This is a genomic window from Burkholderia sp. b14 (assembly GCF_900156195.1).
Classification (GTDB): Bacteria; Pseudomonadota; Gammaproteobacteria; order Burkholderiales; family Burkholderiaceae; genus Mycetohabitans.
In genome coordinates this window covers 134556-159856 of sequence record NZ_FTPJ01000001.1, presented here as the reverse complement: position 1 = coordinate 159856, position 25301 = coordinate 134556, and the positions used below count along the sequence as shown (strand labels likewise).

At 56.7% G+C, this 25301-nt stretch carries 25 protein-coding genes and 1 pseudogene; 4 read left to right on the top strand and 22 right to left on the bottom strand.

Translation table 11 applies throughout. The features are described from left to right. The first annotated feature begins 53 nt into the window (after positions 1-53). Together B0B13_RS00900 and B0B13_RS00890 are read left to right on the top strand one after the other, a co-directional pair. Positions 54-1187, top strand: coding sequence for an IS701 family transposase (locus B0B13_RS00900; RefSeq protein WP_076793858.1), 1134 nt, complete (start codon positions 54-56; stop codon positions 1185-1187). 994 nt (positions 1188-2181) lie between these two features. Further along, positions 2182-3219 carry an IS481 family transposase gene (locus tag B0B13_RS00890; protein WP_076793855.1) on the top strand — a complete coding sequence of 346 codons (1038 nt, stop codon included), beginning with the start codon at positions 2182-2184 and terminating at the stop codon, positions 3217-3219. A gap of 246 nt (positions 3220-3465) precedes the next feature. Here B0B13_RS00890 and B0B13_RS00885 read toward each other — a convergent pair whose 3' ends face one another. The 5 genes and pseudogenes from B0B13_RS00885 to B0B13_RS00860 form a co-directional block, all read right to left on the bottom strand. Beyond that, positions 3466-4965 (bottom strand): zeta toxin family protein, encoded by a 1500-nt coding sequence (locus tag B0B13_RS00885; RefSeq protein ID WP_076793853.1) that lies wholly within the window; start codon positions 4963-4965, stop codon positions 3466-3468. A gap of 15 nt (positions 4966-4980) precedes the next feature. Further along, entirely contained in the window at positions 4981-5244 is a 264-nt protein-coding gene (locus B0B13_RS00880; RefSeq protein WP_076793852.1) for a hypothetical protein, read from the bottom strand. A gap of 177 nt (positions 5245-5421) precedes the next feature. Next, the gene (locus B0B13_RS00870; protein ID WP_237574045.1) at positions 5422-5520 is read right to left on the bottom strand and encodes a PIN domain-containing protein; all 99 of its coding nucleotides are present in this window, start codon (positions 5518-5520) and stop codon (positions 5422-5424) included. Between the two features lie 11 nt (positions 5521-5531). Further along, positions 5532-5816: a Rossmann-fold NAD(P)-binding domain-containing protein gene (locus B0B13_RS00865; protein WP_076793944.1), complete on the bottom strand. Its 285-nt coding sequence runs from the start codon at positions 5814-5816 to the stop codon at positions 5532-5534. 118 nt (positions 5817-5934) lie between these two features. Next, positions 5935-6180, bottom strand: a pseudogene (locus tag B0B13_RS00860) (tyrosine-type recombinase/integrase); the annotation flags it as partial. Positions 6181-6856: 676 nt separating this feature from the next. Here B0B13_RS00860 and B0B13_RS00845 point away from each other — a divergent pair. Both B0B13_RS00845 and B0B13_RS00840 read left to right on the top strand, forming a co-directional pair. After that, positions 6857-7132, top strand: coding sequence for a hypothetical protein (locus B0B13_RS00845; RefSeq protein WP_076793847.1), 276 nt, complete (start codon positions 6857-6859; stop codon positions 7130-7132). Further along, entirely contained in the window at positions 7129-7413 is a 285-nt protein-coding gene (locus tag B0B13_RS00840) for a hypothetical protein (RefSeq protein ID WP_076793846.1), read from the top strand. Before B0B13_RS00845 ends, B0B13_RS00840 begins: the two co-directional genes overlap by 4 nt. 29 nt (positions 7414-7442) lie before the next feature. Here B0B13_RS00840 and B0B13_RS00835 read toward each other — a convergent pair whose 3' ends face one another. From B0B13_RS00835 to B0B13_RS00755, 17 genes are all read right to left on the bottom strand, one after another. Continuing rightward, positions 7443-10493, bottom strand: a complete 3051-nt coding sequence (locus tag B0B13_RS00835; protein ID WP_237574043.1) for a conjugal transfer protein TraG N-terminal domain-containing protein — start codon at positions 10491-10493, stop codon at positions 7443-7445. Between the two features lie 10 nt (positions 10494-10503). Next, positions 10504-11841 carry a conjugal transfer protein TraH gene (locus B0B13_RS00830; protein ID WP_286137196.1) on the bottom strand — a complete coding sequence of 446 codons (1338 nt, stop codon included), beginning with the start codon at positions 11839-11841 and terminating at the stop codon, positions 10504-10506. 79 nt (positions 11842-11920) lie between these two features. Then, positions 11921-12709, bottom strand: a complete 789-nt coding sequence (locus tag B0B13_RS00825) for a conjugal transfer protein TraF (protein ID WP_076793842.1) — start codon at positions 12707-12709, stop codon at positions 11921-11923. Positions 12710-12716: 7 nt separating this feature from the next. Next, a complete protein-coding gene (locus B0B13_RS00820; protein WP_076793841.1) occupies positions 12717-13076 on the bottom strand; it encodes a hypothetical protein in 360 nt (119 codons plus the stop codon). Then, the gene (locus B0B13_RS00815) at positions 13073-14356 is read right to left on the bottom strand and encodes a conjugal transfer protein TraN (protein WP_083703563.1); all 1284 of its coding nucleotides are present in this window, start codon (positions 14354-14356) and stop codon (positions 13073-13075) included. Before B0B13_RS00815 ends, B0B13_RS00820 begins: the two co-directional genes overlap by 4 nt. After that, a complete protein-coding gene (locus tag B0B13_RS00810; RefSeq protein WP_076793838.1) occupies positions 14326-15402 on the bottom strand; it encodes a conjugative transfer aggregate stability protein in 1077 nt (358 codons plus the stop codon). Before B0B13_RS00810 ends, B0B13_RS00815 begins: the two co-directional genes overlap by 31 nt. After that, on the bottom strand, positions 15402-16172 hold the full coding sequence (trbC, locus tag B0B13_RS00805; RefSeq protein WP_237574041.1) for a type-F conjugative transfer system pilin assembly protein TrbC: 771 nt from the start codon (positions 16170-16172) through the stop codon (positions 15402-15404). The genes B0B13_RS00810 and trbC overlap by 1 nt, the downstream gene beginning before the upstream one ends. Beyond that, entirely contained in the window at positions 16172-17173 is a 1002-nt protein-coding gene (traU, locus tag B0B13_RS00800) for a conjugal transfer pilus assembly protein TraU (RefSeq protein WP_076793836.1), read from the bottom strand. The genes trbC and traU overlap by 1 nt, the downstream gene beginning before the upstream one ends. After that, on the bottom strand, positions 17170-17805 hold the full coding sequence (traW, locus tag B0B13_RS00795; RefSeq protein ID WP_076793835.1) for a type-F conjugative transfer system protein TraW: 636 nt from the start codon (positions 17803-17805) through the stop codon (positions 17170-17172). The genes traU and traW overlap by 4 nt, the downstream gene beginning before the upstream one ends. Then, positions 17792-18268 (bottom strand): S26 family signal peptidase, encoded by a 477-nt coding sequence (locus B0B13_RS00790; RefSeq protein ID WP_076793834.1) that lies wholly within the window; start codon positions 18266-18268, stop codon positions 17792-17794. Before B0B13_RS00790 ends, traW begins: the two co-directional genes overlap by 14 nt. Continuing rightward, on the bottom strand, positions 18265-18693 hold the full coding sequence (locus B0B13_RS00785; RefSeq protein ID WP_076793833.1) for a hypothetical protein: 429 nt from the start codon (positions 18691-18693) through the stop codon (positions 18265-18267). The genes B0B13_RS00790 and B0B13_RS00785 overlap by 4 nt, the downstream gene beginning before the upstream one ends. A gap of 3 nt (positions 18694-18696) precedes the next feature. Next, positions 18697-21309, bottom strand: a complete 2613-nt coding sequence (traC, locus tag B0B13_RS00780) for a type IV secretion system protein TraC (protein WP_076793831.1) — start codon at positions 21307-21309, stop codon at positions 18697-18699. 50 nt (positions 21310-21359) lie between these two features. Then, a complete protein-coding gene (locus B0B13_RS00775) occupies positions 21360-21872 on the bottom strand; it encodes a TraV family lipoprotein (RefSeq protein WP_237574039.1) in 513 nt (170 codons plus the stop codon). A gap of 137 nt (positions 21873-22009) precedes the next feature. Further along, entirely contained in the window at positions 22010-22750 is a 741-nt protein-coding gene (locus B0B13_RS00770) for a DsbC family protein (protein WP_076793828.1), read from the bottom strand. Next, positions 22743-23957: a TraB/VirB10 family protein gene (locus B0B13_RS00765; RefSeq protein WP_237574037.1), complete on the bottom strand. Its 1215-nt coding sequence runs from the start codon at positions 23955-23957 to the stop codon at positions 22743-22745. Before B0B13_RS00765 ends, B0B13_RS00770 begins: the two co-directional genes overlap by 8 nt. A gap of 82 nt (positions 23958-24039) precedes the next feature. Next, the gene (locus tag B0B13_RS00760; protein WP_237574036.1) at positions 24040-24759 is read right to left on the bottom strand and encodes a type-F conjugative transfer system secretin TraK; all 720 of its coding nucleotides are present in this window, start codon (positions 24757-24759) and stop codon (positions 24040-24042) included. Beyond that, on the bottom strand, positions 24713-25300 hold the full coding sequence (locus B0B13_RS00755; protein ID WP_076793824.1) for a type IV conjugative transfer system protein TraE: 588 nt from the start codon (positions 25298-25300) through the stop codon (positions 24713-24715). The genes B0B13_RS00760 and B0B13_RS00755 overlap by 47 nt, the downstream gene beginning before the upstream one ends. Position 25301 lies beyond the last annotated feature (1 nt).

Genomic DNA, 25301 nt, shown 5'->3' with positions numbered 1-25301 from the left:
CCGTACCTATGTTCGATTAAACTCACGCGGGGATGTTATGTGGGTCACGACTGATGAAGACACGGGCGAAAGCATGGGAGCGCGAGCTAGTGGCGTTACACGCAAGGATTGCATGCCAGTTCAGTCGTTCGGAATCGCGACAGCGCTCACTGGCCTATTTGAAGGCTCTGTTGGGTGGGGTGGAGCGCAAGAATGGCTGGCAGCTAGCAGAATGGATGGGTGAATCGACAGCAGACAACGTACAGTATTTGCTTGATCGGGCCAGGTGGGATGTCCACGCCGTGCGTGACGTGCTGCGCCAGTATGTGGTCGAACAGCTGGGAGCCACGGATGCCGTGCTGATTGTGGATGAAACAGGATTCGTCAAGAAGGGCGAGCACTCGGTTGGCGTGCAGCGTCAGTATAGTGGCACCGCGGGGCGCATCGAGAACAGCCAGGTTGGGGTGTTTCTCTGTTATGCCGGCGAGAAGGGCAGTGCCTTCATTGATCGAGAGCTTTATCTGCCCAAAGCCTGGACAGAAGAGCCGGCGCGTTGCGCGGCGGCGGGCGTTCCTGAGACGGTCAAGTTTGCCACCAAGCCCCAATTGGCTCGACAGATGCTTGAGCGCGCCCTGGAGGCGGGCGTGCCCTGTGGGTGGGTGACGGGCGATGAGGTGTACGGGGGCGATCGAAGGTTGAGGCTATGGTTGGAATCGCGCAAGCAGCCGTTTGTAATGGCGGTGGCAAAGAATGAACCGCTATGGTGGCAGGGGCCGACGTATGTTCGTGCGCAGCGCATTGCACAGAGCGTGCCTGCCCGGGCATGGCAACGTTTGTCGGCAGGCGCTGGAGCGAAAGGCGAGCGCTTCTACGACTGGGCACTCATTGAGCTGTGGCGCTTGCAAACTAGCGCTGAGGAGCGCCGCTTCGGACACTATTTGCTGGTACGGCGCAGCCTCGATGAGAAACGGGAGCATGCCTATTACCTCGTCTATGCGCCCCGCAGCAAGGCCTCGAAGCAGGCACTGGTTAATGTGGCAGGGCGCAGATGGCAAATTGAGACCAGCTTTGAGGCAGCCAAGGGCGAATGCGGTTTGGATCAGTACGAGGTACGCCGATGGCAGGGCTGGTATCGCCATATCACCCTCGCGCTGCTAGCCCATGCTGTTCTGGTGACGCTTAGCGCGCGCAGTAAAAAAAACGCCTGAAGGCAGGGTGCCGCTGAGCGTGCAGGAGATTCGCCGATTGCTATGCCGTCTTTTATGGAGGGGATTGAGCTCGATTAACGCTGTTCTGCGATGGTCAATCTGGCGTCGCACCCATCAATGGCGAGCGCAGCAGGCTCATTATCGCGCTCGTGGTTGCGCGCCACCGTGAATAGTTACGGCTGTAGTACTAAGCCAACGACATCAGTTCCGGTAGCGGCATAGGGCGGCAACTTAATCGTCGTCGGCTGACGCTAGATACCAGCCTCTGCGCCAAGCCGACGCAACGCACCAAAGACCTACCGCGCCAGTTACAATTGGGAACCACGGATAGAGCGTGCCCGCGAGTGATTCGAAAGGCATATTAGCCGGTGTGTGTACATACGATCGCCAGAAGCCGAACGCGCACACGAGCATGGCTATGCCAAAGAAAAAGCGAAGCCAGTGAAATTTTATGACCAAGATCAGTGTTTTCATGATAAAAGCCATTTTTCTAGAAAGGGCAAACTCTCGTAGAGCACCAGCCAGCAGCATGAGATTGCACAGTTGATGCTAATCTACATGAGGTCAGCAAGTGAGGCGGCACATATTTGCCGTACGCTGTTAATCACGGCGCCTGAGCGATGTTGACGTAAGCAGAAGAGTTGGGACCATGGTATTGTATCTTCATCGGCCCCTGTTTAGCACTTGGTTCCAGTCGCTGCTTAAACAACTTCATAGGAGATGCCCAGCCTGTGCATGACATCCACATTGTCGGCTATACGACATGCTTATTAGCGAGGTCGGGTGCTTGTTCATGCCGTGTCGTAGAATATCAACCATAAAACACAACTGTTTTACATTGAAATTGGTAAGTCAACCGAAAAATACGATTTTTTATAAATTGCAGTGAACTAGACTAAAACTGACAGTGGTTGGTTTTTCATGCTGGCGCGCGTTGCCGCTACGGGCTACGCCCTGCGCGGCAACGCGCGCCACGAACAGCAAGGGGTCCGCCATGACTCAGGAACAGAAGGTCATCCGTGCCAAAGTCGGCATGCTCGAACTGGCCCGGCAACTGGGCAACGTCAGCCAAGCTTGCCGCGTGATGGGTTACTCACGCGACAGCTTCTACCGATTCAAGGAACTGTACGATAAAGGCGGCGAAGCGGCGCTGCAGGAAATCTCCCACCGCCGCCCGCTGCCCAAAAACCGCGTGGATCCGCAGATCGAGGCGGCCGTAGTTGAACTGGCCCTGGAACTGCCCGCTTATGGTCAGATCCGCATCGCCAATGAAGTGCTCAAGCGCCATGCGTTAAAGGTCTCGCCTCAGGGCGTTCGCAGCATCTGGCTGCGTCACGATCTGCAGACCATGAACAAGCGTCTAAAGGCGCTGGAAGCCAAATCCGCTCAGGACGGGCTGGTGCTGACCGAAGCCCAGTTGGTCGCGCTGGAGCGCGCCAAACAGGAAAAAGAGGCCCACGGCGAGTTCGAGTCTGAATGTCCAGGCTACTGTGGCGCGCAGGATACATTCTATGTCGGTAGCCTCAAAGGCGTAGGTCGTGTTTATCAACAAACCTTTGTCGACACCTATTCGAAGGTGGCATTGGCTAAGCTCTATGATCGCAAGACACCGCTGCCGGCGGCTGACTTACTCAATGATCGTGTTGTCCCATTCTTCGACAGTTTCGGCATCCCGCTGCTGCGCGTGCTCACGGATCGTGGCACCGAATACTGTGGCAATCCCGAGCATCACGAATATGAGCTGTATTTGGCTGTAGAAGACATCGACCATACCCGCACCAAGGCCAAGTCGCCGCAGACCAACGGCATCGTCGAACGGTTGCACAAAACCATGCTCAACGAGTTCTATCGGGTGGTGTTCCGCAAGAAGATCTACGAATCGATCGACGCCTTACAAACCGATCTTGATGCATGGCTCGATCAGTACAACAATGAACGTGAGCATCAGGGGCGATGGTGTTATGGCAAGACGCCCATGCGCACCTTCCTCGATTCACTAGCACTTGCCAAGGAGAAACTCATTCCACATTGACCGCTTCTTTTCTATCGGCCCGACTATCTGTCAGATCAAGTTCCGGCTAATACATATAAATATAGCCTCGTGTCCTCAAAGACGAGATGCGAATATCCCGTCAAAGCCGAGCCGAGTCATCGCCAGCGCGCGGCGGTCCGAAAGGCAGCGCAGCGGCCTACAACCTCAAGATCGGGCCGGCTTGTTGAAATGGATTGAGCGGTTGCCCATTTGGTACCCGAGCCATATGCCCTCATTGATGTCTGATTAGCGGTCCATGTCACGCGCGTGCTCACGCGCCGGTTCTTTGCCCTGTTCATAAACTTGGCTTTTTTTACTACCGTACTGGATGGCCACCTTCTCGCCGGCGTGCACCTCACGGTCGAGATGGGCCTTCTCGTAGCGGACGGCCACCATGTCAGATACCTGCACCAGGGCATGATGCGAGGATGTGGCGACCACCTTGCCTTTGAAGTCCTGCTCCATTTGGCCAGCATCTCGGACTATAAGGCCCCGCTTTCCTGCAGCCATTTCGATTACGCGGCTCGACTCGTCCAGGGTCACATTGCCTTTGGGCACCTGTCCGCGGTGAAGCTGCTCAGATAATCTCGCGCGGGCGTTGAAGTAGAAAGTTTCGCGGTTGTCTTGTGATATTTGCGGGTCCCGGCCCTGCTTGATATCGTGAAGCTGCTTATAGGCGCCGTCTAGCTCAGGGTACTTGGCCAAGGCCTCGCGCTTGGTCAGTTGGTCGAACGCCTGTGCACGCTGGTACGTCTGGCTGCGCTCAAACCGCGCCAAGTCTGCGCGCGCGGATTCGAGCTTGGCGGCCAACTCGTCACGGTCGGTCGGCATGGTGCGCCACACGCGGTCCTGATCAGGCCGGCTTACCTGCGCATCGGTATGCCTTAGTGACCTTTCATTGCCGCCCATGGTCTTCCCGTCCGCGACCATGCGTACGGTATCAGCCACGTTGTCGCGGTAGCTCTCGCGTTGACCGGCCAAGGCATTGATTTTCTCCAGCGCTGATACATAATCGCGGCGCTCGTCGTGAGTCCAGTTTCTCGCGCGCTCCTGCTCCAGCACCTGAACAGCCTCGGGCGCTTTCTGCCAGTCGCCGCGTTCTTGCAAATTTTCGTAGACGGGCCGCTGGTTGGCGTCATAGACGCGTACGGCGTCCACTAGCTTCTCGTATTCCAGAGCGCGCACTGATTTAACGATACCAATGTAGGCATTATCGTGCTGCTCCTCGTTCACGAAGCGTCCGGTGCCGCGCTCGGCCACCTGTTCCTCAAAGCGCAGCCGGGCTCGCGCAAACGATATTTTGGCATTGACAGCCATGACGCGGGCTTCGACCTTGTACCCTACATCCTTGAGCCGGTGCGCCAGGTCACGGATGCCCTCCGGGCTGCGCATGGTGCCGTCAATCACTAGGTTGCGCCGATTCTCGGCGGCCACGACGGTCAGCCGGGTTGCCCACTCACCTGCTTCCTTATGCGTGCGATCGGCTGCGTGCTGCGGGTCTTCGCGAGAAAGCTGCTTATAGCGGGGGTTTTCCTCGCGCATTCGGTCCGCATCGATAATCACGGCACCGCCGCGGCCGCGTAGCTCGCGGATCACTTCAGCGGCCAGCACAGATTTGCCAGAGCCCGGCTGGCCGCCCAGCATGATCGCCTTGGGTTGTTCCTGGGCCCGGGTTCTCGCCAAAGCATCACGTTCTACGTCTTTGTAAGCGCTTTCCACCGTGTACTTGGACGTTTCGCCGGGCATCGTTTTTCTCCGTCCTCAGTAACCGTATAGTTTGCGGGCCTGCGGGGCGTACTGCTGGATAACACGCTCGATAGCCTCAGGCTCCCTTGGATCAAGTTCGTCGCGCAGTGCGCGTAGCGCATCCTTGTCCTGCAGGGCACGCTCAATAGCCGCCTCGTCGGGCACTGGCTTGTCGCGCTCAGCCGCAATGGCCTCAGAATGGTGCGCAATAATAGCGCCTAACACGTCCAGCGCCACCTCGTAGCGAACGCCGGTACGGCTGAATAGTTGCTTGGCCATATTCGAGACTCTAACAATTATTACCTAAAGCTGATTCAGGCCGTGGTGGACATAGGTCTGAAACCGGGTCGTGTGGCCGAACGGCTGGGCCTGAGCGTGCGTCAGATTGAGCGGCTGGTGATCCGATATCGTAAGTCGGACGCAACTCCCTTTGTCTATTCTCACGCTACGTAGGATCTAATTCAAATAGAATTGGATTCGATCTGTCGTCCAAGTCGCCACTCCCGTCCCGAAGAAATCCGCATCCTCCGTCCAAACCGGGCATCCGATTGTCATGGCCTTATTGCTCATACGGATTTGGCGCCAGTCTTGCCCTTGCCGCCCGATGCCCGGCGAACTGCCTTAAACTCGGACACCACTTCTTCGACATCCACGCCACGTCCAGTCAGCAAATCATCCAAGATTTCACTCGCCTTTTTCATAGCGGCAAGATGCGCTTCGGCTTGACCATGTGCCGGAATGAAGTACCCTACCGTCTGGCCATGCCGCGTTACCGCAACGGGCATATTCGCCGCGATGTATTCCGCCAAGTCAGCACGAAACTCGCGGATTCCGACTGTGATCGCTTCCATGTGCATGCTCCTTCGCTCGCCGAACGCAAAATGTGAATCAATGTGTACACATTTTAACAGATAGCAGCCTGGGTGCAAGCACCCAGTGGCCGCCACTCGTGGGTCAAATAGCGCGTCACACAAGCCAGGCGAGCATCGCGTTGAGAATCGTCATCGCGTGCCGTATGCTGGTTGGCGACAACTGACCGGCAAATGGCCGCCACTCCGGCGAGGCGCGTCCGGCCTTCTTGTGGGCCGTCATGATCCACCGCCAAGTGGGCTGCGGATCGGCCAAGAAGCGCTGGTAGACAAGCAGGTCCTCGTGTGTGAGTGAGGACAGCGGCTTGCCATGCTGAATCACCGTCCACAGCAGCAGCCGCTCAGCTTACTTGCGATGGGCGGCCCGCGCGGCGAGCGGCGCACTGGCGTACAAGCCGAACAGAAAAATTAGGCTGGCGGCGGTCTGAGCGAGTACCTGATAGGCGGGGCTTGGCGTTAGACGCGCTGCCACCCATAGAATCCCGCCACCCACCTCCATAATGAAGACGATTAGGAGAGTTCGTCGGAACCAGTGCGATGGAATCATCAGAGCCTGCAGTCATCGCAAACAATGGCGGGGGATACGGAGCGGTACGGGCTCTGGTCGGTGCCGGTGCGCCAGTCATTGCGCATGCTCACTTGCGCTTGGGTGGCGCAACCGCCCAAAACCCAAGCCGCAAAGACAGCAAGTAGAATGTACTTCCTTTTCATTCAATTCCCCTTCCTGGGATTAAATTGTTGGTTCCTCAAGCCATTCTAGGCGTACGAAATGCTGACGTGAACCGCCCACATGCCGCGCGACGGTCGCCTGCCTAAATTCCTAGACGGACAATTTTTTACACAATACGGTAATCTGCTGGTGAAAGCCGCATGCGCTTGGCGGTTTTTATAAAAACCGCAGGGGTAAACTTGCGGTGCGCTGTCAAGACTGGTATGTAGTAAGCGTTCATGTCATTGGCAAATAAAGGATATTTTGTCATCCAACAACCCCGTTTCCTACCCAAGACGAAAGGAGCACTCGAATGAAAAAAATGTTTGTCCTCGCTTTCATGATGACAACACTGTCAAGCGCTGTGTATGCCCAGACAGGATCGACACAACGGGGCGGTATGTGCTTTACGAACCATCTTCGAATCGGGAGTGCGGACATCGTTTGGAAATGCGAGCACATTGGTCAAGCAACGATCAAGCAGATATACGAAAAAGGGTTTCGGGTAGTCGGTTCGTATCCTGTTAGCCTCTCTAATAAGACAATGCAGTTGGGTCAATATCTGGTGATAGAAGAGCAAGGGAGATGAAAATCCTCAAAACCCTATTTAGCCGCCGACGCTGGATGCTTTGGGCTCCCGTGCCGCTTGCCGCGCTAGCCTCAGCCACCGTCGCTGAATTTGGCACGTTGCTTGTCGGCGGGTTAGTTTTCTGGATCCCCTATTGGCTCGCATGGTGGCTGAGCGACGGATTCAATGGGATGTCCAGCTGGCCGCTCGAAGCACCCACTGTTACAGGCGGTGGCATCCACCCGCTAACGGGAAAATATTGCATGATTCATCATTTATCTTGGGGCGATGTTTACGTATAGGCGGCGATTGAAGGGTCAAGCCTCTTCCCCTAATCTTTTTTCTCCCCCGTATTGATCTGGACATTAGCCGCACTTTCTCGCTTCATGTTGCTGCTAAGCTTTTCGCCATCAGCAGTGCCATCACCGCCCGTGATTTTATCCAACACCTTCTTACCGTAGTCCGTGACATCCCGGAGCTCCATGCTCTCCACTGCGCCCATTGGGTTCACCCGCCCTGCGCCGACCTCTTTGTCCGGGCTGGCCCAGGCGTTCACGTTCTCGTCTAAAGCCTGAGCACGCGCTGGTATGCTGCCCTTGCTTTTCGGATCGAGCTGGCCGCGCACACTGTCCTTGGAACTACCAACGATGGGTGGTGCGCTGGTATCGACGCTCAGCACCCGAGCATCGTGATACCCGGTCTGAGCCACTTTGTTTTTGTGGACGCTAGCAATGTTCTCCGGAATCTCGGCGCGGGCCTTGACTGATTGCTCTTTGAGCTCGCTCTGGGTTATAGGCAGTCTTTCGCCCGCAAAAGTGTGCTGCGGCATGGTCTTAGACTGCTCCACCATGCCCTTCTCGGTCACATAGTCGCTGACCATTTCCATGATCCGGTTCTCGGGTTGATTGGCAAAACGCATAGCAGTCATGCCGTAGCGCGCGGCCACCTTCTGGAACAGGTACGGGTCGGCCATCAGGTCCTTGTGTACCGAGAAGGAATTAGTCTCGCTGCGACTGGCCCGGTCGCCAATCCCATACTCATGCCGATTTGACTCGTCGAGTACGTGCCCACGCTCGTGAGTGCTCGAGCGGGTAGCGTCGCGACCATGGCGATCCGTCTGGTTTGACTGCTGGCCCGAGATCGACTGCTCGCTTCGCGCGCCGGTGACGGAGAAATGCCGCTCAGTGTGCGCTACTTCGTTTAGACCGTGGTGAGTGGACACTTCCCGGTTTCGGCCCTGTTCCGCCGAGTAGAACTTGCGCGAGTCGAAACCGAGGCCAGCGTTGAAGATACTGCCGGCACCGCCGCCCTTGCTTGCACGATAATTGGCCAACGCCTCATTGATTTGCGGTTGCGTTGCCCCGCCTTGCTTCATCGAGTCAGCAATTCGCTTCTCTTCGCGCGGGTTAATACCGCCACCGGTTGCAGCGGCGCGGGCACTACTGCTGCCCCGACTGCCACCTCCGACACCCAGATTCATGCCCAACGCGTCTTGAGCGCCGGCCTGCATGTTAAAGTTCGCCCCCTCGCGGAAATCCTTGCCCAGACTCTGGCCGGTCGTGTGCTGGCCACCGTAGCCGCCCTGCTCCGTCGTGCTGGCCTGCACGCCGTGCTGCTGGTAGACGCCGCGCGTGCTGTCGTGGCCCTTCGCGTCGGTCAGATTAGATACGTCGCTGTGACGGTAAGCCAGCTGGTCACCCGAAGAAGTGATGTCGGTTTGGTGAGCCTCTTGATTGCGCGAAGACTCAAATTTTTTGTCCAAACCCATCTGTGTAAGCATCCGGTTCTGGAATTGCTGCAACGCCACCGCGCCGTTAGCAGCCATCGTGGCTACTGAGCCATCGCCCCGGCCGATAGTCGCACCGCCACCCGACAAACCGATGTTGCTGTCGTACTTGTGCATCGAGGTCGTATTCACCGAGGCAGTATCCAAGCCAGCCTGCCCCATGCTCACGTTGCCGCTGGCCATGCCAGAGCCGATGGCTGAACCAGCAGAAGCAAAACCGGAGAACATTTGATGGGAGACGGACATAAAGCCGCCTTGCCCCATTTTAATAACCGCGCCGGCAATGAACGGCACTAGCACGACCATGTAGCCGATCATCGCCTGCTCGTCGGTTAGGGTCGCGCCGAAGGCATCGGAAAGCTGAAACGGCACGCCTGCAGCCAGCTCCAGCGCCCGCGCCTTGTAGCGCAGATGCATCAGCGACAGATGATTAACCATGGCAAACAAGACCGGCCACAGCCCAATCCAGGCCAGCGACATCAGATAACCGCCAAACACCTTCTTGGCCCCCTCCGTAGGAAGCACCACCATCAGCACCACCAGGACCGGGAAAAGGCCATAGAGGATCGCCTCAATCCAGTTGCGCATATGAGGCAATGTCTCCTGGGCCAGCAGGCTCAAAGTGGAGTTGGAACCATCCGCTTGACGTGCGGCCTGCGCGGCGCCAGCCAAGACACTGACTTCGGACACGCGTGCGGGATCGTTCAGCAGCACCGGCAGTTCGGCACCCGCCTCCTTCCAGATGTTGTTGAACATCGACTGCCTGATGGCGTCGGATGCATTGCTGGCGTTGTTCAGAATCCAATCGTAGGACGTACCCACAGCGGACATAAACATGCTGGTGGCAATGGCGTCGGAGGTGGCCCGCGTAAAGGCCTGCTTGCCATAGAAGCGCTGACCGGCCACCACGGCATCATTCACTCGCTGTTTAAGAATGGCAGCAACGCTAGCGCACGTGTCCGTGATCGGCTTACTGGTCAACGTATCATAGGTCACAAAACGCGCCGGGCTCGTGTGGTTGAAGACCACATTCCAGGTATCGGTGCCACCGACGATTGTCTGCGGCGTAATTTCACCATCCCTCACATCGTAGAACGTGCATTCCTTGATGAACTGCATCAGGTCGGCGCGCAAGCCTGGATCGCGCACTGTTGCGTTGTTGACCTGCTTTAAAATGCGGTGGCCAAAGCCCACATCGCCTTTTTGCAGCCCGAGATCGTCGGGCACCCCAAAGACGGTTTCGTAGGTCCGCGTGAGAAAACCGAACACCAAATTGTTCGCTTGAGCGACCCCTGCCAATGCGAACGGTACGCGGTCTACTACACGCGGCGGCTCCAAGCCCGTCTGATCTGTGATGATCACACGTGCGATCGGCATATTGAGCAATGACGTGAAGACCAGCGCTTGGAAAAACCACTTGGCCATTTCGAGTTGCTTGTTACCCGCGTAGGCAAATATGCCCACAGCAATGGCGAGAATGAAGACGTACTTGAGCAGACCGGAGAAACCGGCACCACTCATGACAGATGCCACCGCGTTGAACACGTAGTAGAGTGTCTCGACGTTCCAGTAGGTATGAAGTTCGATGTCGATCATCGGCGCTTCCTTAGCGCAGGCTCTTACCGAAGGCCAGCGAAGCGCGCAGGGTCTGCGATAGATTCGCGTTCATGACCCGCTCCATATGCCGCACCTCTTGAGCAATGCTGTAGGTGCTAATGGTTTGTGAGTAGGCGGTGGCTAGCACTTGCTTGGCCGCGCGGGAAATGCTCTCCAACTCTGGCTTAATCTCTTCCAGCGCCTCGTTTTGGGAAGCGTCGGACACGAGCGAGAATTTGGTGATCGCGGCACGCAAGTCGTTGACCGCACGCTGGATATAGACTTCGGCGTATTTGGCCGCGATCAACTCCTCGTAGCGGCTGATCAGCGCGTCGGCCAGCGACGTATTATCTAGCGTCGTGGTGACAGCCAGCATCTTATAGATAGGCAAATCAGTGGCATTCAAAAAGCCGAGCACAGCCGTCATATCATCGTGCGCGGAGCGGTTAGCGATTTTCTGCGAAATTGTCGCCATCTTTTCCCGCACCATCGCCTTGAAGCTTTTAACCGTGGCGATATCCTCGGCCGGATGCAGGCACCCCTCCGCGCTCGTGGTATCGCAACGCCAGATCGGCACGGTAATTCGGTCGGACGTGCTACGTGCGCCAACCAGTGCCTCCACCGTAATCTCCTTTCTTATAAGCGGTGTTATCGAATTTGGATCCCCTTCTGTCAAAAGAATTGCACTGCCGATCATCGACATCAGGATCATGCGGTGCTCATCTGTGATTCCCTCTAGCTTCTTGAGCGCCTTCCACACGACGTTTCCGGTCGGCAGTGCGTCCCGGGCTTCTGGACGGGTGTTTTTTGCCCGTTCGATGGGCTCGTTGGCCTTTCTTTCGTTGTTCATCACGTTAGTCCACGCATCCGTGATGTTCTCGAACAGGTTCATATCGACGCCGTAGTTCTTCGCCGCGTTTTGCTTGCCGCGCTCCCACGTATCCGGCAGGGCGGCATTAACGAGGCCCTTGGCTGCCTCGCATGAGTCCATATTGAGCCGGTTGATTTGCTGAGCGGTCGCCTGCAGCGCCTGCATCACGTTATCGCACGTGGGGCACAGGTTTTGGATCGCCAGCTTGAAGCCGTAGCCGAGCGCGTTTGAGCCAATGTTGCGCATCATGGCCACAAACTGTTCTTTGTTGATGTAGGAAAAGCCGCCCATGTACAAGTCGATGCCACCACAGCTGGCACCCCAGCTTGGCGGGGTTGACGTGGCAAGCTGATAGGTGCGCTTGGGCATGCGCATAAATAGGCTGCCACCGGAATAGAGGTTCATCGTCTGCCCCTGCAGCACGGCCGGGTTGCTGACGTTGCCTTGCGCGTTGACCGAATCGAACAACTCTTGCATCGACATCGCATGGGAAAAGCTGCTCAAGGTCAAAGCCATGATCAACGCTATGAGTTTTTTCCGCAGCATAGGTCGCCCCTTAAAAATTGTCGCCAGGCTGGGTGGCAGTCAGCACAAAGATGCGATTGACGATTTCCGACAGCGCCATCATCCCGAAGCCGATAGGCGCAAGATCGCCGGTATGCTTCGAGCCGATAAACAGGGCCGGCACACGTTCGATGCCCCAGGCAGCGGCCTGCGCACGACCATCCCTTGGGTTTGGAAACTCAGGCAGCCCCACGCCGTCCAACGACACGCCCAACACATCGAGGCCGTACTTGTCGGCCAGCGCTTTTAATGTCGGCGCCATGGCGTGGCAATATGAGCAGCGGCTGCTGAAAAAGAAAATCAGGCCGTGGTCTTCGGCCAGCCTGCGCAGCTGCTGTGCCTCGTTCTGCAAGCGAGCCTCGTCATAGACTTTGATCGCCGAGTTGTTAGCCGGCCGCTTGAGCGCGTAGTCAAGATTGGGGTTCTGCCAGACCACGCGCCGCCAGTTGTCCGCGAACACCGCGCCCTTGTTCTGCGTAAGCTGCCACAGTTCGAGGTAGTCCTTGAGATTCTGGTCGGTGGGGTTCATCACCGCCACATCCTCACGGCGCTTTAGCTCCTGGCGCAGCTGCTCGGCCGTCTTAATGTCCTTCAGTTCGATACGCTTGGGCTTGACCGGCCGGGTAGCTAGCGGCAGGGTCTTCTTCGGAGCCTCGTCCATGTCGCAATACCAGTTGAATTTGTCGGCATCGCACGTCCAGACCGAGGGATAATCCAGGACGCTCTTGGCCTGGGCGATACCCGAAACGATGACGAGGACAAGCAAGGTGCGCGTCAGCATGGTGGCGTCACTCCAGCGAGATAGGCGGTGTGCCGTCAAGACAGTAGTTAACTTGGGTCTTCAAAATTGCGTCAGTGCGCCCCTTCGCCGTGTTTACGTCTTTTTTGATAAAAACGGTTTCCACTCGCTTGCACTCTCCGCGCTCAAACGATTGGATAATCTTGGCGCTGACTAATAGCGGCCCGGTGCTGCGAAATTGGCGGGTGAAGTGTTCGGCCACCTCACCTTCCATGACACCGGATGCGCTACCATTTCTGATGGCGTCCGCCAATAGGTCATGCTGACGAGTGTAGAAGGTTTGGGCTAAACTCTCTCGAGCCACACTCGAGCACGCCAGCAGCAAGCAGACGAAGGTGAACTTTCTCATTGGTCGTAATACCCCTGCACTTTGTCGCTCACGGTCTGTTGGACCTTATTAGTCATTTGAGGCAGATTGGCGTCTTTGGGAATCATGTCCGCGATGAACTCGGACAAGTCGATTCGCGAGAAGTCAAGCGCTTTAAGTTGCGCTTCGTTGAAGCCACTACAACTATTCATGGACATGCCGAGTTGGGCGCGGCCCTGCCGGTTAATGATCTTGGCCAGCTTCGAGTTAAAACAGCAATGCCGCTCTTTCTTCTCTACGCAAACTTTGAGCACCTTCTTGCTGCAGTACGTTTCGACGTGAGCGCAAAGGTTTTGGCCGCGCTTCATCGACATGACCTGCTCGCTTGAATCGCAAGCCAGCCACTCTTGAATAAGCATGACCCCAATCTGCAAGGCAAAGCTCGAAGGATCGAACCCGACAAATTGAAAACCGTTGGCTAAACTGAACTCAAAAGTGAACCCGTAAAAGCCGAATTGCGGATTCAACACGCCGTCACCAACAGTAGACGCCCAGTTATTCATTGCACCCAGACCCTTCTTCATCAAGGTGCTGTCTAACTGCCCATAGAGCGCGTCGTAGACGTATTTCGAGCCCATCGCCACCGCCTCGCGGCCGGCCTGACCGGCAACCGTTATGCCCGCGCCAAGCAGCTGGTAGTTGCTGAACTTCTCGCCCCCGCCTGCGCTTTTACAGCAGCTCTTGAGTGTGGCGCCGCCCAGCACTTTGATACTGCACTGCTCCATGTAGCCCTTGAAGATTTCCACCTTATCCGGATCGACACCGTAGACGCCAGCTTCACGGACGGCCTCCATCATCACTGCGGCTTGGCCAAAATCCTCATCGGGCGGGGCGCTGGTGTCAAAGCACCCTGCCTGGTTATCTTGGCAAAAAGCGCTTTGGTCGCACACGGTACGTTCTGTGTAAGTTTCGGGCTTGTCCGGACATTGATAACTAAATTCATACATGACGCATGTACCGGCATCGTCTTTATCGACGCATGTCGCCCCAATTTGTACGCAGCCGCGATCGCGCAACGATTGGCAGTCGTTTACCGTCGCAGCACTACGGCATTGGTAGGTGTCCTCGAAAGCCCAACAGCCCCCGACCTGATCGACCGTGATGTTCAGGCCCTGGATGTTTTTGACGGGGGTCGCGTCAATGCACACGCTGGATAGGCGCTGGCAGTCGCCGGCGACTGCCAGCTTGAGACCCCACACCAAGAAAATCATCGCAACAAGCAGCCTTTTTATCATTGCGCTCTTTGCTCTAACGTTGCGCATTGGTTATCGATGAGCGAGCCCAGCATGACCAATCGCTTGGCGCTGCCGATGATTTTAATCGTGCAGGGACCAATAGCTTCCGCATTTGCACACACCAAAACGATCTCGTTATCGCCCTCCTTGAAGTGTGGCGTGATATCGAGATTGGGTGACACACCAAGGCAACCCCAATTACATCCATCATCATAGAAGTGGCCCATCGAGACACCATTGCGATCTTTATAAACGGTCCTCTTCTGGCGCCACCTGCCCCTATGAATTATTTCTTGACTGACGCTGCCCCAACGCATATCGCCGTAACCGCTGAGCACGTTTTCGAAGACCTTAGTGCCGTTAATCCACAGCTGACCGTAATTATCGACCCGGTACCAAGTGAGTATAAGGCGCTCTGGGTTGCCGTTGACGTGAAAATTCATCGTGTACGTTTGTGCTGTCCAGGGAGGCACGTGAATCCCATGATCAACCTCAAAATACGGGGTTTCGACTATTGTGCCAACGTTTGCAGAAAACCCCCGCCTGCATTTCACGTTCTCAAGCGTTTGGGATTCTGTACAGGTTTCGGTGATGAATGTCGCTGGGTGAATAACTTTCTCCACCCGGCATCGCTGAGTATGGGCTCCCGGCACGGAACCTGGGTTGTCGATGACGGATTTTGAACCCGTTAACAACGGATCCGTTTTTTTGTCGATGGTGTACTTGGGCCGGGTAGCCGGCATCTTCGACAAAAAATTGACCGCATCGCATTCCTGTTGCTGAAAGGCGTCGGAAGCTCTGTAGGATTGGCAAACATTTTGCTTATTCGTGCCGTTTGCGCCGATTAAATTGCGTCCGCCTTGAAAATGCGCGGCTTCCGGCGCACTCGTTCCGTAGTACGGCAACTGCTGACTGCCAGTGTCGCCATTGACCTTGCCGACCGCGGCGCCCTTTGCGTCCTTGGCAAATGCCTTGCCGGCGTTAAAGGCGTCAGCTTGAGTGTTGATGGAATTTTCGGCACGCGCGGCAATAGCGGCAAGCACGGCCAGCGTAGCGAGATAAGAAACACGCATTATAGGTGCCCTCTGAGCTGCTGAATGTAGCGGTTTGCCACGTGGTTAAGCTGCGGCACGTTGCGCCCGATCTCATCAAGGGCATAGTCTAGAGAGACGTCTCCGGCCACCGCTGCGAATTGATCGGGCAATGCGCGGCCCTCGTTATCCACGCTGTCTAGAGTGGCTGCCTTGGCCAGCACGATGGTCGGCACCACTTTAATCTTGTATTTGTTGAAGGCGTTTGGATTCACTACCACGTTGCCGGCCGGCTCGTTCAGCGCGTTGATTGCCTGCACGGTGTCCTTAAAGGAATTGTTTTTGAAGCCATGCAGCACGACTGATGCACCCACCCGGTTGGCTTGGCTCACCAACCGCTTGAGCGATTCGCGCGGCATAGTGAAGCTGGCGAAGATCATCAGATCGTCCAACTTGCGTGCCTCGGCCTTGCGCTCGTACTGCCGGGTGATCGCTTCGATGTCGATGCCGGCCCGCTCGGGCGCCGGTACGTTTGGGAGCACGTTGGCCGAGTTTTGGGTGGCCGGGTTATTTGCGTCGAACATGAATTTACGCTCCCGTTCTATCTTCTGGCGCTCGCGCTCGATGTCGTGCGTGCTAGGCGTGGCGCCTTTCTTCGTCAGGGTGGCCGGGTTGGAGGCATCAAACATCTGCTTGCGTTGCGTCTCAATACGTTGACGCTCTTGATCCACCTCAAACGCGGTCGGCATGCCCTGCGCCACGCTTCCCCATACAAACGTAGCGAGCAGCAGCCCGATGACAACCTTCTTCATCAGAATCCCACTCCCAAACAGCAGTTTTTCTTACGGAAAATCATGTAGGCAAAGTCCTCACCTTGATAGGGATAGCTCTTGCCGGCTCCCCATAAAGCCGTCGTGCGCCCATAGGGTTGACAACAGCGTCTATTGATTTTTTGCGTTTGCGGGATCGGATAGAGCATGTGGTATTTGTATTGGGTCTTGTCCATGACCGGCGACGGATAAATGCCGCACAAACCATCCTCGCCCGATGTGCCCCACATGAGAAATTCACGGTGCAGCTTCGCGGTCATGCGCTGCACTAGCAGTGAGCTTGCCTGCACATGCGACACGTGCGCTTGTACGTGGCCGTTTAATGGGTAAATCGAGCCTTGGCAGCCCGCACACCAGAACAGCACGTTGCTGCCAAAACCAAAGGACGACAGTACGCAGTCGCCAGCGCACGCGGCCTGAGCAATAGGGTTGCCGAACAGAAAGGTCTCCGGGTTCAGCAGCATCGTCAGCTCATCGTCATTCCAAGTCGGATCGACCTCGGTAATGTAGGCCACGTCAAAAGAGCCCGTTTCAAGGCATATAAAGTCTAATAACACCTCGAGCCAGTAAAGGATGGGATCGATGTACCAGTGAACTTGATAGCTGGACTGCTTCGTGTTGTCCTGTTGCAGGCGCACTTCACCCTCCGGCGCACGAATGCCGGGATCGATCTTAATACCGCCCAGCGATACAAAGCAGTACGGCGTGCGGGTCACGTCCACGCGCCGTGCCGGTTCCCAAAAGGCAGTCTTAATCCCGATGCGCAAAGGATCGGTACAGGTGCAGAGAAAGCCGCCTGGATTACCGGTGTCTTCCTGACCCATCGTCATGATCCGGATGCCCCCGAGCGTAATTGGGAACAGGCAGCTCCAGCAGATGTCGGTAATCGGATTGGCGAATTTGCCCTGGCACACCCCGGCCACGCTCTCGCGCGCGAAGATAGTGAACAAAAATATGCAGACGGTGACAAGCCCGCGTTTCATTGCAACTCCTTCGCGGGAATTTCCTCGACGAGCAGCATCTTTCCTTGCTGGCGAATCACGGAAGGCACGGCCTTGATGCCGAACCGCTGAGTCAGCGAGCCGTGCTGGTCATAAAACACCTGAGTCTTCCAGGCTCGAGTCAAGTCCAGCCAGGATCCGGCCACTAGGATCGGCTTTAGGCGAGCAGACCCTTGCGCCACCAGCTTGCGCACGGCTTCGCACTGCGCGGTGTCGCGCCCGTCAAAAAACACGAGGGTCTTTGTCAGGTTAATCACGTCCAGCGGATTGATCCGAGTGCCCGCCGGGATGACAATGCGTCCATCGTCGGTGGTAACAGCCTTGGCATAGATGACGGTCGGGTCGATCAGACGCTGGGCGCGCTCGGTCACGGTGGTGATGCCGTCAACGGGCTTCATGTGCTTGACGCTGTCTATCGAGCGCTGGATCGCTTGCTCCTGCAGTTTTTTCAGCTCGCCGGTACGCTCTTTTTGGCGCAATTTCTTCATCATCATGTCAAGCGCGCTTTCCTCACCAATCGGGTAAGTTTGTCCGATGCTGCCCAAGTGGACAGCATTGGCAGCGGGAAGCATCGCCGCGGCCAGCCAGGCCGCGATTAGTTTAGAAAACCTCATAGGCCCTTCCGATGACTTCGACTTGCTTGACGTTGCCAGTGAGCGCGTAGCGCGAATCCAGACTGTCCGGGTTGGGCGTGGCCACGAAGTATTCGCCGGGCTGGATAGGCCCGCCTTTGGCGGGCACCAGGGGCACGCCGGCCTTCGAAAAGGGTTTGGCCACCCCGATATATTGGTCGTTGACAAAAAACGCCGTGCCATCCCGTTTAACCGTGTCGCCGGGCATGCCGGCAACACGCTTGATGAAAGTAGTACCGGCTGGATAGGTCGCGCCGCCGTGCCAGCGATAAGCGATCAGCTCGCCCTTGCTGACGCTGCCGCCCTTGTGGATGACGTAGAATGTGCCCGGCAGGCTCTTGCTCAGGTTGATCGTGAAGACAAGCCAGGGCGTAGCGGCCAGGGCCAGCACGCTCATGCCGAAAATGCCGGCGCATAGCGACAGGTAGAAGCGCTTGGCGTTCATCGCGTGATCCTTGCACGCACATGGTCCGTATAATCGATGGCTTTGCCACCGAGCAGCGCAGCCTTGTTGACAATGACGCAGTTGCATTCCTTGCCCAATTCATCGACGGTGCCGGACAGCTTCTTGGCAAAATCGACGGTCAGCTTTTCGGCCATCGCCCGTTGTTCGTCGGTCACGTCGCTGCCCTGGCTCGCCGCATCCAACATCCGCTTTTGCTCTTCTTCGATCAGCATCTGCAGGTCCACAGCCGCCACGCGTGGCGGCATATTACGGTGGAGCACATAGGCCACTGGCGACAGTGCAAGCAGCGCGATGAAGGCCGACAGCAGGGCCTGCATGGCGATGCGCATGCGGTCGTTGCCAGCCGGCGTGCTGGTCGTTGCCGCCTCACGGGGAGCTAGCACTGCGTTGTTCGGTTCAGACATTTTTTATCCGGGACACTGAAGAGCGTGGCTGGTGTGGCCACGGCGCTGCAACATGATTTCCAGGGTTTGCATCGTCGTGTAGCCTTGCTGCAGTAGCGCCTCGCACTCGTTGAAGTCGTCCGCGTTGGTCGAGGCCATCAGCAGCGAGAACGGATCTGGGATATGACGCACCACAGCATCGCCGTTGGGCGACGAAATGAGCATCTCGGAAAAGCGGTTTCTCTCCGTGCGCAGCGACAGCAGCATCCGCTTTACAGCCGGCGAGAAATTCACCATGCCGTCCTCAATCAGTTTTTCCAGGTTCTTGCGATCCTGACGCAGCAGAATCTTCCAGTCAGCATTGTTGTAGGCAGCCCGTGACGCGTCATTCTTAAAAGCGTCCTCAATGCCCTGAGTGCCAAGACAAAAAATCCCGTTATACTTACGCGCGCGACGATAGCCTTCCTCGATGAATTCGGCGGTCTCTTTGTCTGAATCGAGAAGCTGCCAAGCTTCGTCTATCAAGCACAATTTTTTGCGGTTGCGGGACAGATACATGTCGTGGGCGATACGGCTAGTGAGCACATACAACACCACTCGGCGCAGTTCGGGCGCGTTTTTGAGTTCTTCCAGTTCCAGTCCCACCATATCGGCGTCCAGACTGATATTGGCGCGACCGTCAAAGAAATCGCCGTACACGCCTTCCTTGGTAAAAGGCTGGAGTTGTTTGGCCAACTCGTAGGCCACGCGCTCGACTCCGCCCGATTCGTTCTTGATTTTGGACTGTAAGTAGTCGCGAATTCGGGTGGGATTGGTTTCCTGCCCGTAATCATTCCAAGTTTCAGTAATGGCCTCCGCGATTAGCGCGTACTGGAACTCGGTGAGCGGCGCGTTCGGGGATGCCATACGGCCGATCATCGGCTTGAGCATCCGCATTTCGGCCTTGAAATCTAGCTCATTGTCCGTGCCCACCCAGCTGAAGGGATTGATGCAAATTTTCATGCTGGGTGTGAATTCCAGGAACGTGCCACGCTGCAATGCGACGAGGTTCCGATAGGAACGACCTACATCCATCACCCACACGCGAGCACCGATGCCACGATAGGCCGACACCACCTCGTTCATGGCCACGGACTTGCCAGAACCCGACACGCCAGCCACGAAGACGTTGTAATTGCCCTGTTGATTGCTATAGAAGTCCAGGAAAGTCGGCGTGCCGCGCCGGCCGAAAAACATCATTACTGGATCACCCGCGCCTTTCCATTCGCCAATCACTGGCGACATATCCACTGCATTCACGGTGGTCTTGTTGGTGAGCAGACGCATCTTCTGCAGGTCGTCGCGTACCTGCTCGGTCAACGTCATGGGCAGACTGGCGTACAGCGCGGGCAGTTGCAATAGTTGCAGCGGACAGATGGTGAAGCGCTCGCTGCGCCAAATGCTGACCGCGACCTGGCTAGCCCGATTGATTATCTTTTTGGGCGCGAACAGCAACAGCGTGTGGTATAGCTCGCACATGCTGCCACCGTTGTTGAGCTGGTGAAGCACAATGTCCCAATCGCTCGCCTGCATGTGCAGCGCGGGCTGAAACTCAGCCATCTTGGACTTGGCGTTTTGTTTGGTGCGGGCAGCTTTGAACTGCGCTTTGGTGTCCACCACATTGGGGTCGAGCGTGAAGACGCCGCCGCAGACCAAAAAAGGGCAGGGGTACTGCAGACCGTCGTCAAAGAAGGCGCCGATGATGTTGGCCATCTCCCACAATTCTTTCTTTTTCGGGTACTGCAATACGCCAAAGCCGCGCACGGCTATGCGGGTATCGTCATCGCTCTCTTGCTCGGGCGGCAGGCCAAACAGGATTTCGTCGGCTTTGACACGCGCGTGCTGACCAAACCGGGTCACTTGGTCTTTAATCGACTTTCCATCGTCGTAATGCAAGTCCGGCAGCGGCTCCTGCTCAAACATGCACTCGGGATTGAGGATAGGCCACAGGAAATGAATGAGTCCATCGGCGTTCAGGGGAAAAGCTGGCAAGCTCGCTGTACGCAGTGACGCGCGCAACGTCTCGCGCAACTCGTACATTTCCTCCACCAGCTTGCTGTCTCGGTGAGAACCCGTTTTGGTGATGGAAATAAGCAGGCGAATGTTCTTAACTAAATAGTTGTCGTTGGGCCAAAGTGGAATGCCCTTTTTCTTGTAGACGTATTCGACGCGGCGCTTAGCCAGATCTTGAAAGAACGGTGAGGTACGCTCGTTATCCACCGCGATGTGACGCTGGTCCAGATAGGCTTGGAACGGCTCGTCTAAGATCGGGCTACCAAACAGGCACCACTGTATGCCGGTGTGTGGAGGAATCGGTGTAAAGAGCGTCGTCAACCGATTTGTCATGTCCTCATCGGCGCCGGTCTGCGCGATAAGCTCAAAACAAAAGGACACGGAGTTGTCGTTGTAGAACAACCCGGTGTCCTCATCGTATTGATCATATTTGAGAATGCGATGCAATCCGTATAGGCTGGTGATTTCGTTGGCCATCTCCACCGGCGCGGGCTGCTTGCCCACGTCAGAAACGTTCCCCAGCACTGTTTCGTTCCAAAACTTGGCTGCGGCGCCTTTTAGCTTTTCTATCGCCGTTTCTTGCATTCGTTAGCCTCCTTAATGGGTTTCTCGCGCCTGCATTCTTTGAAGGGGCCCTATTCGACCTGTGGTGCTACATCGCCAGGTGTTAGCACGCCGTCCAGCAATTGTGTAGCTTGGGCGTCGCTCATGCGGTCCTGACGCACACCAATTACTACGTCCTGCGCTTCACCGCCCTGGACAGCCGTTTTGCCATACCGTTGATCCTGGCAGGCTTGACAACCTTGTGCTGCGCCGGGCGATTGCGACGCGGTGGCGCTGGCCGGCGCGCGTACCGGGCGGTAGGCGTCCTGAATGCGACGCTGATTGTGCTCGATTAACCAGCGGCCGGAATCGACTTGTAAGTAGACGTAGCTTTGGTCGTGCAAATCACCGTCCGAGTCTTCCCAAGGAGCAAACCACACGCGCAGCAGTCGCGGCGCACTACGGATCGGTGTGCCGCTGTAGAGCGGCTTAGTCATCACGCCTTTCGCCTGCGAAAGCTCAATCGGAGCCTCAGTGTTCGCACGCTGACTCACGCGCTGCCCAGGCAGTTCCTTTGCCTGGGCATTGGCATAGATGCCGCTCATGGACTCACACAAAATTCCGTTTGGAACCTTGCACGCGAAGTGAGATTTCGCATCGAGGCCGGATATGCTTGCGCAACCGCACAGAGCCAGCATAGCGCCCAGGCTCAAGGCCATTGCTCTCGTCTTTACCACAGGCTTCATTGGGCCGCTCCTTGCTGAGCCACTGGCTTGCCGTCGTTTAGCCATTGGTCAAGCTTTTCGGCCGGCACAAAGCCAGACATCACACGCCCATCGGCGGCAATCAGCGTCGGGGTGCCGACTACGCCGAGCTTGGAGCCAAGCACCAGGTTGTCATTAACCGGGTTGTTGCACGCCACCAGCTTCGGCTTCTTGCTGGCCAGCATGAGTTCGCTCCATGCTTTGCCATGGTTGGGTGCGCACCAAACGCTAACCGCCTTCGTCTTGGCCTGCGGGTGCAGGGACTCCAATGGATAAAGGAAGGTGTAAACGGTCACGTTATCCAGACGCGCAAGCTCGCCTTCCAGTTGCTTGCAATATGGGCAATCGGGGTCGCTGAAGACGGCGAACACACGGCTGCCATCGCCTTTCACGGTCTTGATGGCATTGGCTAGGTGCTGCGTGGGAAACTCGCTCCTCTTGGCCTCGCGCTGGCGCTGGGCAGTCAGATCCATTTGCTCCTGCATGTCGAACAGATGTCCAAAGATGAAGAAGCGGCCGGATTCGTCAGTGTAGGCAATGTTCTCGCCCATCACCACTTCGTAGAGGCCCAAGACTTTTGACTTGCGAACTTCATTGAAAGTCGTCTTTGGGTACATGGCCTTGAACTTGTCTACGATATACGCTGGCGCTTGCTCGTTGGCGAAAGCGGGAACGGCGAGCGCGGTGGCCAGTGCAAAAGTCAATGCGCGCTTAATCATCTTGATAGCTCCTGTTGCGGGTACTGGAGCGCTTGAGCAGCCCCCGGTATTCCTCCTTGGCAAGCGCCTTGCCGTCGTACACAGCGCCTTTAGTGATGAGAATTTCGACGGTACGGCCACCGTCCGTTTCAATGACAGGAAACAGCTTGTCCGCGGCCTTAAGGTAGTACTGTGCAAGCATGTTGGAGGCGCTACCCAAACCACCGCCGAGGCCGGCTTGAGCCACCTTGTCCGGATCGACTATCTGCGTCATTCCACCCGCGCCGGAATTCACAATGGAAGAAGACTGCTGAATCGCCTGACCAATGCCAGAGAGCGTGCCGGCAAAGAGCGCGTTAGCGAGCAGCTGGCCCTGCTTGGTGACGAGGCGGCCACGCACGCCAGTCTTGCCGTCTTCGCCGATCACTTGGCCCTTGACGGGCATCTCGACCGTCTCGCCGTTGATAATGCAGCTCAGCGTTTCGGTGCGGCCCATCATCCGTTCAGAGGAAAGGTCACCCCACGCTGCGGCGATGAACCGGCAGTCCTTAATGTCAAGCTTATGCTTATTGGCCAGGTTAGCCACGTCAATTACGTGAAAGGCCACCGGTAACGGATTGCTTTGCGCCTGGCCGCCAGTGGGCGCATCCACGCCGTTGAGCATCGCTACCCTAACGAAAGAGCCAGCAGGGATGAAATCTATAGGAGCACGCTTGGCCTTCTCGTTGCTTCGGAAGCTGCCCCCTTCCATGTTCCTGCCTGCCGCACCGCTAAGCACACCATCCATGCCGACCTTGCCGCCCGGCAAGCCGAAGGTAATCATCTCCAATTCGCGCTTAGGCGGCTCAAGCGCGGAGCCGAGCGGCTGATTCAACGTGCCGGACTCACCGTTGCCGGTTGGAGAGTTCAACACGCGCTGACCGGCACCGGTATGGCTGGTAGGCAGCGGCTTGTCGAGCACGGAAGCATCGGCAGCCGGTGAGCTTGCGCCGGCGTCAGCCGCCTTGCCTGCCTTTAGCTCTTCCAGTGCCTGGGCGAGCCGCTTGTTGGCTTCTTCCTGCGCCTTGAGTTGAGCCTTTACCTCGTCAATGCGAGTAGCATTCGCTTTTTCGGCCGCTGCCTGCTGAGCACGCCAAGCGTCCTTGTCATCCACCGTGCCGGGCGCGGTGATGGAGACGGTCTTGGGCTTTTCTCGGTGGTGGGTCGGACCGCTGTCAAACAGGAACATGCCAGCGCCGATCAACACGATGATGCCAGCCACAGCACTACCGGTTAGCAGCATCTGGCGCTTCTTGATTTGGGAATTCGGATCAATCATTGTCTTTGCGCTCTCGCACAATGAAGATGTTTGTCGATTCCCCCGGTGGCAACGTCTGATGCTCGATGGCGACTGCGCGCACGCCACGCCGGTACAACTCCTGTTCGACCAACAGCATGTCGGAAGGGGACACGTTGGTTAGGCGGTATTTCTCACCCACTATGTCATCGTCAATGTACTTGTCCTCCAAAACCAGGCGGCCTTCCTTCCACAGCGGCACCTCCTTGTTCACCGTGATGACATCCACGCTCTCCTGCTGCGACTCATCGGCCATCACCAGCATCAGGTCTTTGATGTGGCGTTGGTACGATAACGCGCGGTTGCCCGATGCCGCACGGCTCGAAAGGGCCACCTTCTCGCTCGGCGGCCGCAGAATGATTTCCTCTCCGGCGACGGGGCGTGGCACCAAAATCAGCTTGTAGGTCATGCCCTTTTCGTCGGAGACGAACAGCGTGACAGTGCCGTGGTTCATGCTGTCGCTGGCCAGGGCGAAATAGAGTGCACCAAGCGCTTCGTCTTTCTCATACGTCAACACGCCCTTGGCCGAAGGCACGACGTTAGCGATGCGGCGTCCCTCGATGGCCAGGCGATTCTGTTCGTGAGCTGAGATATTGACCTGAATGTGGCCCCGGTCGGCGTTGTCAACGATCTGCGTTGCATGTGATTCAAGTACCAGTAGGCTTAGAAGGATCGCGCTTAACGATTTCTTCAATTTTGGATACATACAGACGCCCCGAGACCGTTACGTTAAATTCAACAAGGTAATCTTTGTCACGCTCGGAGGTGAGCTTGTCGGCGATGTAGGTCTTCAACCTGCCGCTGACCTTGACGCGCAGATCCTGCTCGCTCACCTCCTCTTTGCGCGGCACCCAAATCGTGGTGACCCGCTCATGCCTCATGCGAAGCGCCGCAGCCTCCAGCGACGCTTTGAGCGCACCGTAGCCATCCGGGTGAGTCATACGCAGGATGGTCTTGACGTTGTAGTCAACGTTGTCTGGCGTGACGGTCAGCACCTGGGCCAACACGTAATCGGCCATGTCCAGCAGGTAGTCCTTGTTGGCGTAGTTCGAGCCGATTTCGTAAGGCCGCTTCACCTCAGGCGGCACGATCTTGGTGGTATCGCGCAAAACGACGAAACCCAGCAAGATCACTCCCATCAACAGGGTGGCGAGCAAGCCGACGTTCAACGCACGATGAAAACGCACTTGCGATTTCAGCCAATCTCGCTCGTTGTTGGCTTTTTCTGGCGACATG

Bases quoted from the DNA above. Each gene is read 5' to 3' on its own strand.
- B0B13_RS00900 (WP_076793858.1), top strand. From the start codon at position 54: ATGAAGACACGGGCGAAAGCATGGGAGCGCGAGCTAGTGGCGTTACAC.
- B0B13_RS00890 (WP_076793855.1), top strand. From the start codon at position 2,182: ATGACTCAGGAACAGAAGGTCATCCGTGCCAAAGTCGGCATGCTCGAA.
- B0B13_RS00885 (WP_076793853.1), bottom strand. From the start codon at position 4,965: ATGCCCGGCGAAACGTCCAAGTACACGGTGGAAAGCGCTTACAAAGAC.
- B0B13_RS00880 (WP_076793852.1), bottom strand. From the start codon at position 5,244: ATGGCCAAGCAACTATTCAGCCGTACCGGCGTTCGCTACGAGGTGGCG.
- B0B13_RS00870 (WP_237574045.1), bottom strand. From the start codon at position 5,520: ATGACAATCGGATGCCCGGTTTGGACGGAGGATGCGGATTTCTTCGGG.
- B0B13_RS00865 (WP_076793944.1), bottom strand. From the start codon at position 5,816: ATGGAAGCGATCACAGTCGGAATCCGCGAGTTTCGTGCTGACTTGGCG.
- B0B13_RS00845 (WP_076793847.1), top strand. From the start codon at position 6,857: ATGAAAAAAATGTTTGTCCTCGCTTTCATGATGACAACACTGTCAAGC.
- B0B13_RS00840 (WP_076793846.1), top strand. From the start codon at position 7,129: ATGAAAATCCTCAAAACCCTATTTAGCCGCCGACGCTGGATGCTTTGG.
- B0B13_RS00835 (WP_237574043.1), bottom strand. From the start codon at position 10,493: ATGATCGACATCGAACTTCATACCTACTGGAACGTCGAGACACTCTAC.
- B0B13_RS00830 (WP_286137196.1), bottom strand. From the start codon at position 11,841: ATGCAAGAGTTGTTCGATTCGGTCAACGCGCAAGGCAACGTCAGCAAC.
- B0B13_RS00825 (WP_076793842.1), bottom strand. From the start codon at position 12,709: ATGCTGACGCGCACCTTGCTTGTCCTCGTCATCGTTTCGGGTATCGCC.
- B0B13_RS00820 (WP_076793841.1), bottom strand. From the start codon at position 13,076: ATGAGAAAGTTCACCTTCGTCTGCTTGCTGCTGGCGTGCTCGAGTGTG.
- B0B13_RS00815 (WP_083703563.1), bottom strand. From the start codon at position 14,356: ATGCGCAACGTTAGAGCAAAGAGCGCAATGATAAAAAGGCTGCTTGTT.
- B0B13_RS00810 (WP_076793838.1), bottom strand. From the start codon at position 15,402: ATGCGTGTTTCTTATCTCGCTACGCTGGCCGTGCTTGCCGCTATTGCC.
- trbC (WP_237574041.1), bottom strand. From the start codon at position 16,172: ATGAAGAAGGTTGTCATCGGGCTGCTGCTCGCTACGTTTGTATGGGGA.
- traU (WP_076793836.1), bottom strand. From the start codon at position 17,173: ATGAAACGCGGGCTTGTCACCGTCTGCATATTTTTGTTCACTATCTTC.
- traW (WP_076793835.1), bottom strand. From the start codon at position 17,805: ATGAGGTTTTCTAAACTAATCGCGGCCTGGCTGGCCGCGGCGATGCTT.
- B0B13_RS00790 (WP_076793834.1), bottom strand. From the start codon at position 18,268: ATGAACGCCAAGCGCTTCTACCTGTCGCTATGCGCCGGCATTTTCGGC.
- B0B13_RS00785 (WP_076793833.1), bottom strand. From the start codon at position 18,693: ATGTCTGAACCGAACAACGCAGTGCTAGCTCCCCGTGAGGCGGCAACG.
- traC (WP_076793831.1), bottom strand. From the start codon at position 21,309: ATGCAAGAAACGGCGATAGAAAAGCTAAAAGGCGCCGCAGCCAAGTTT.
- B0B13_RS00775 (WP_237574039.1), bottom strand. From the start codon at position 21,872: ATGAGCGGCATCTATGCCAATGCCCAGGCAAAGGAACTGCCTGGGCAG.
- B0B13_RS00770 (WP_076793828.1), bottom strand. From the start codon at position 22,750: ATGATTAAGCGCGCATTGACTTTTGCACTGGCCACCGCGCTCGCCGTT.
- B0B13_RS00765 (WP_237574037.1), bottom strand. From the start codon at position 23,957: ATGTTCCTGTTTGACAGCGGTCCGACCCACCACCGAGAAAAGCCCAAG.
- B0B13_RS00755 (WP_076793824.1), bottom strand. From the start codon at position 25,300: ATGTCGCCAGAAAAAGCCAACAACGAGCGAGATTGGCTGAAATCGCAA.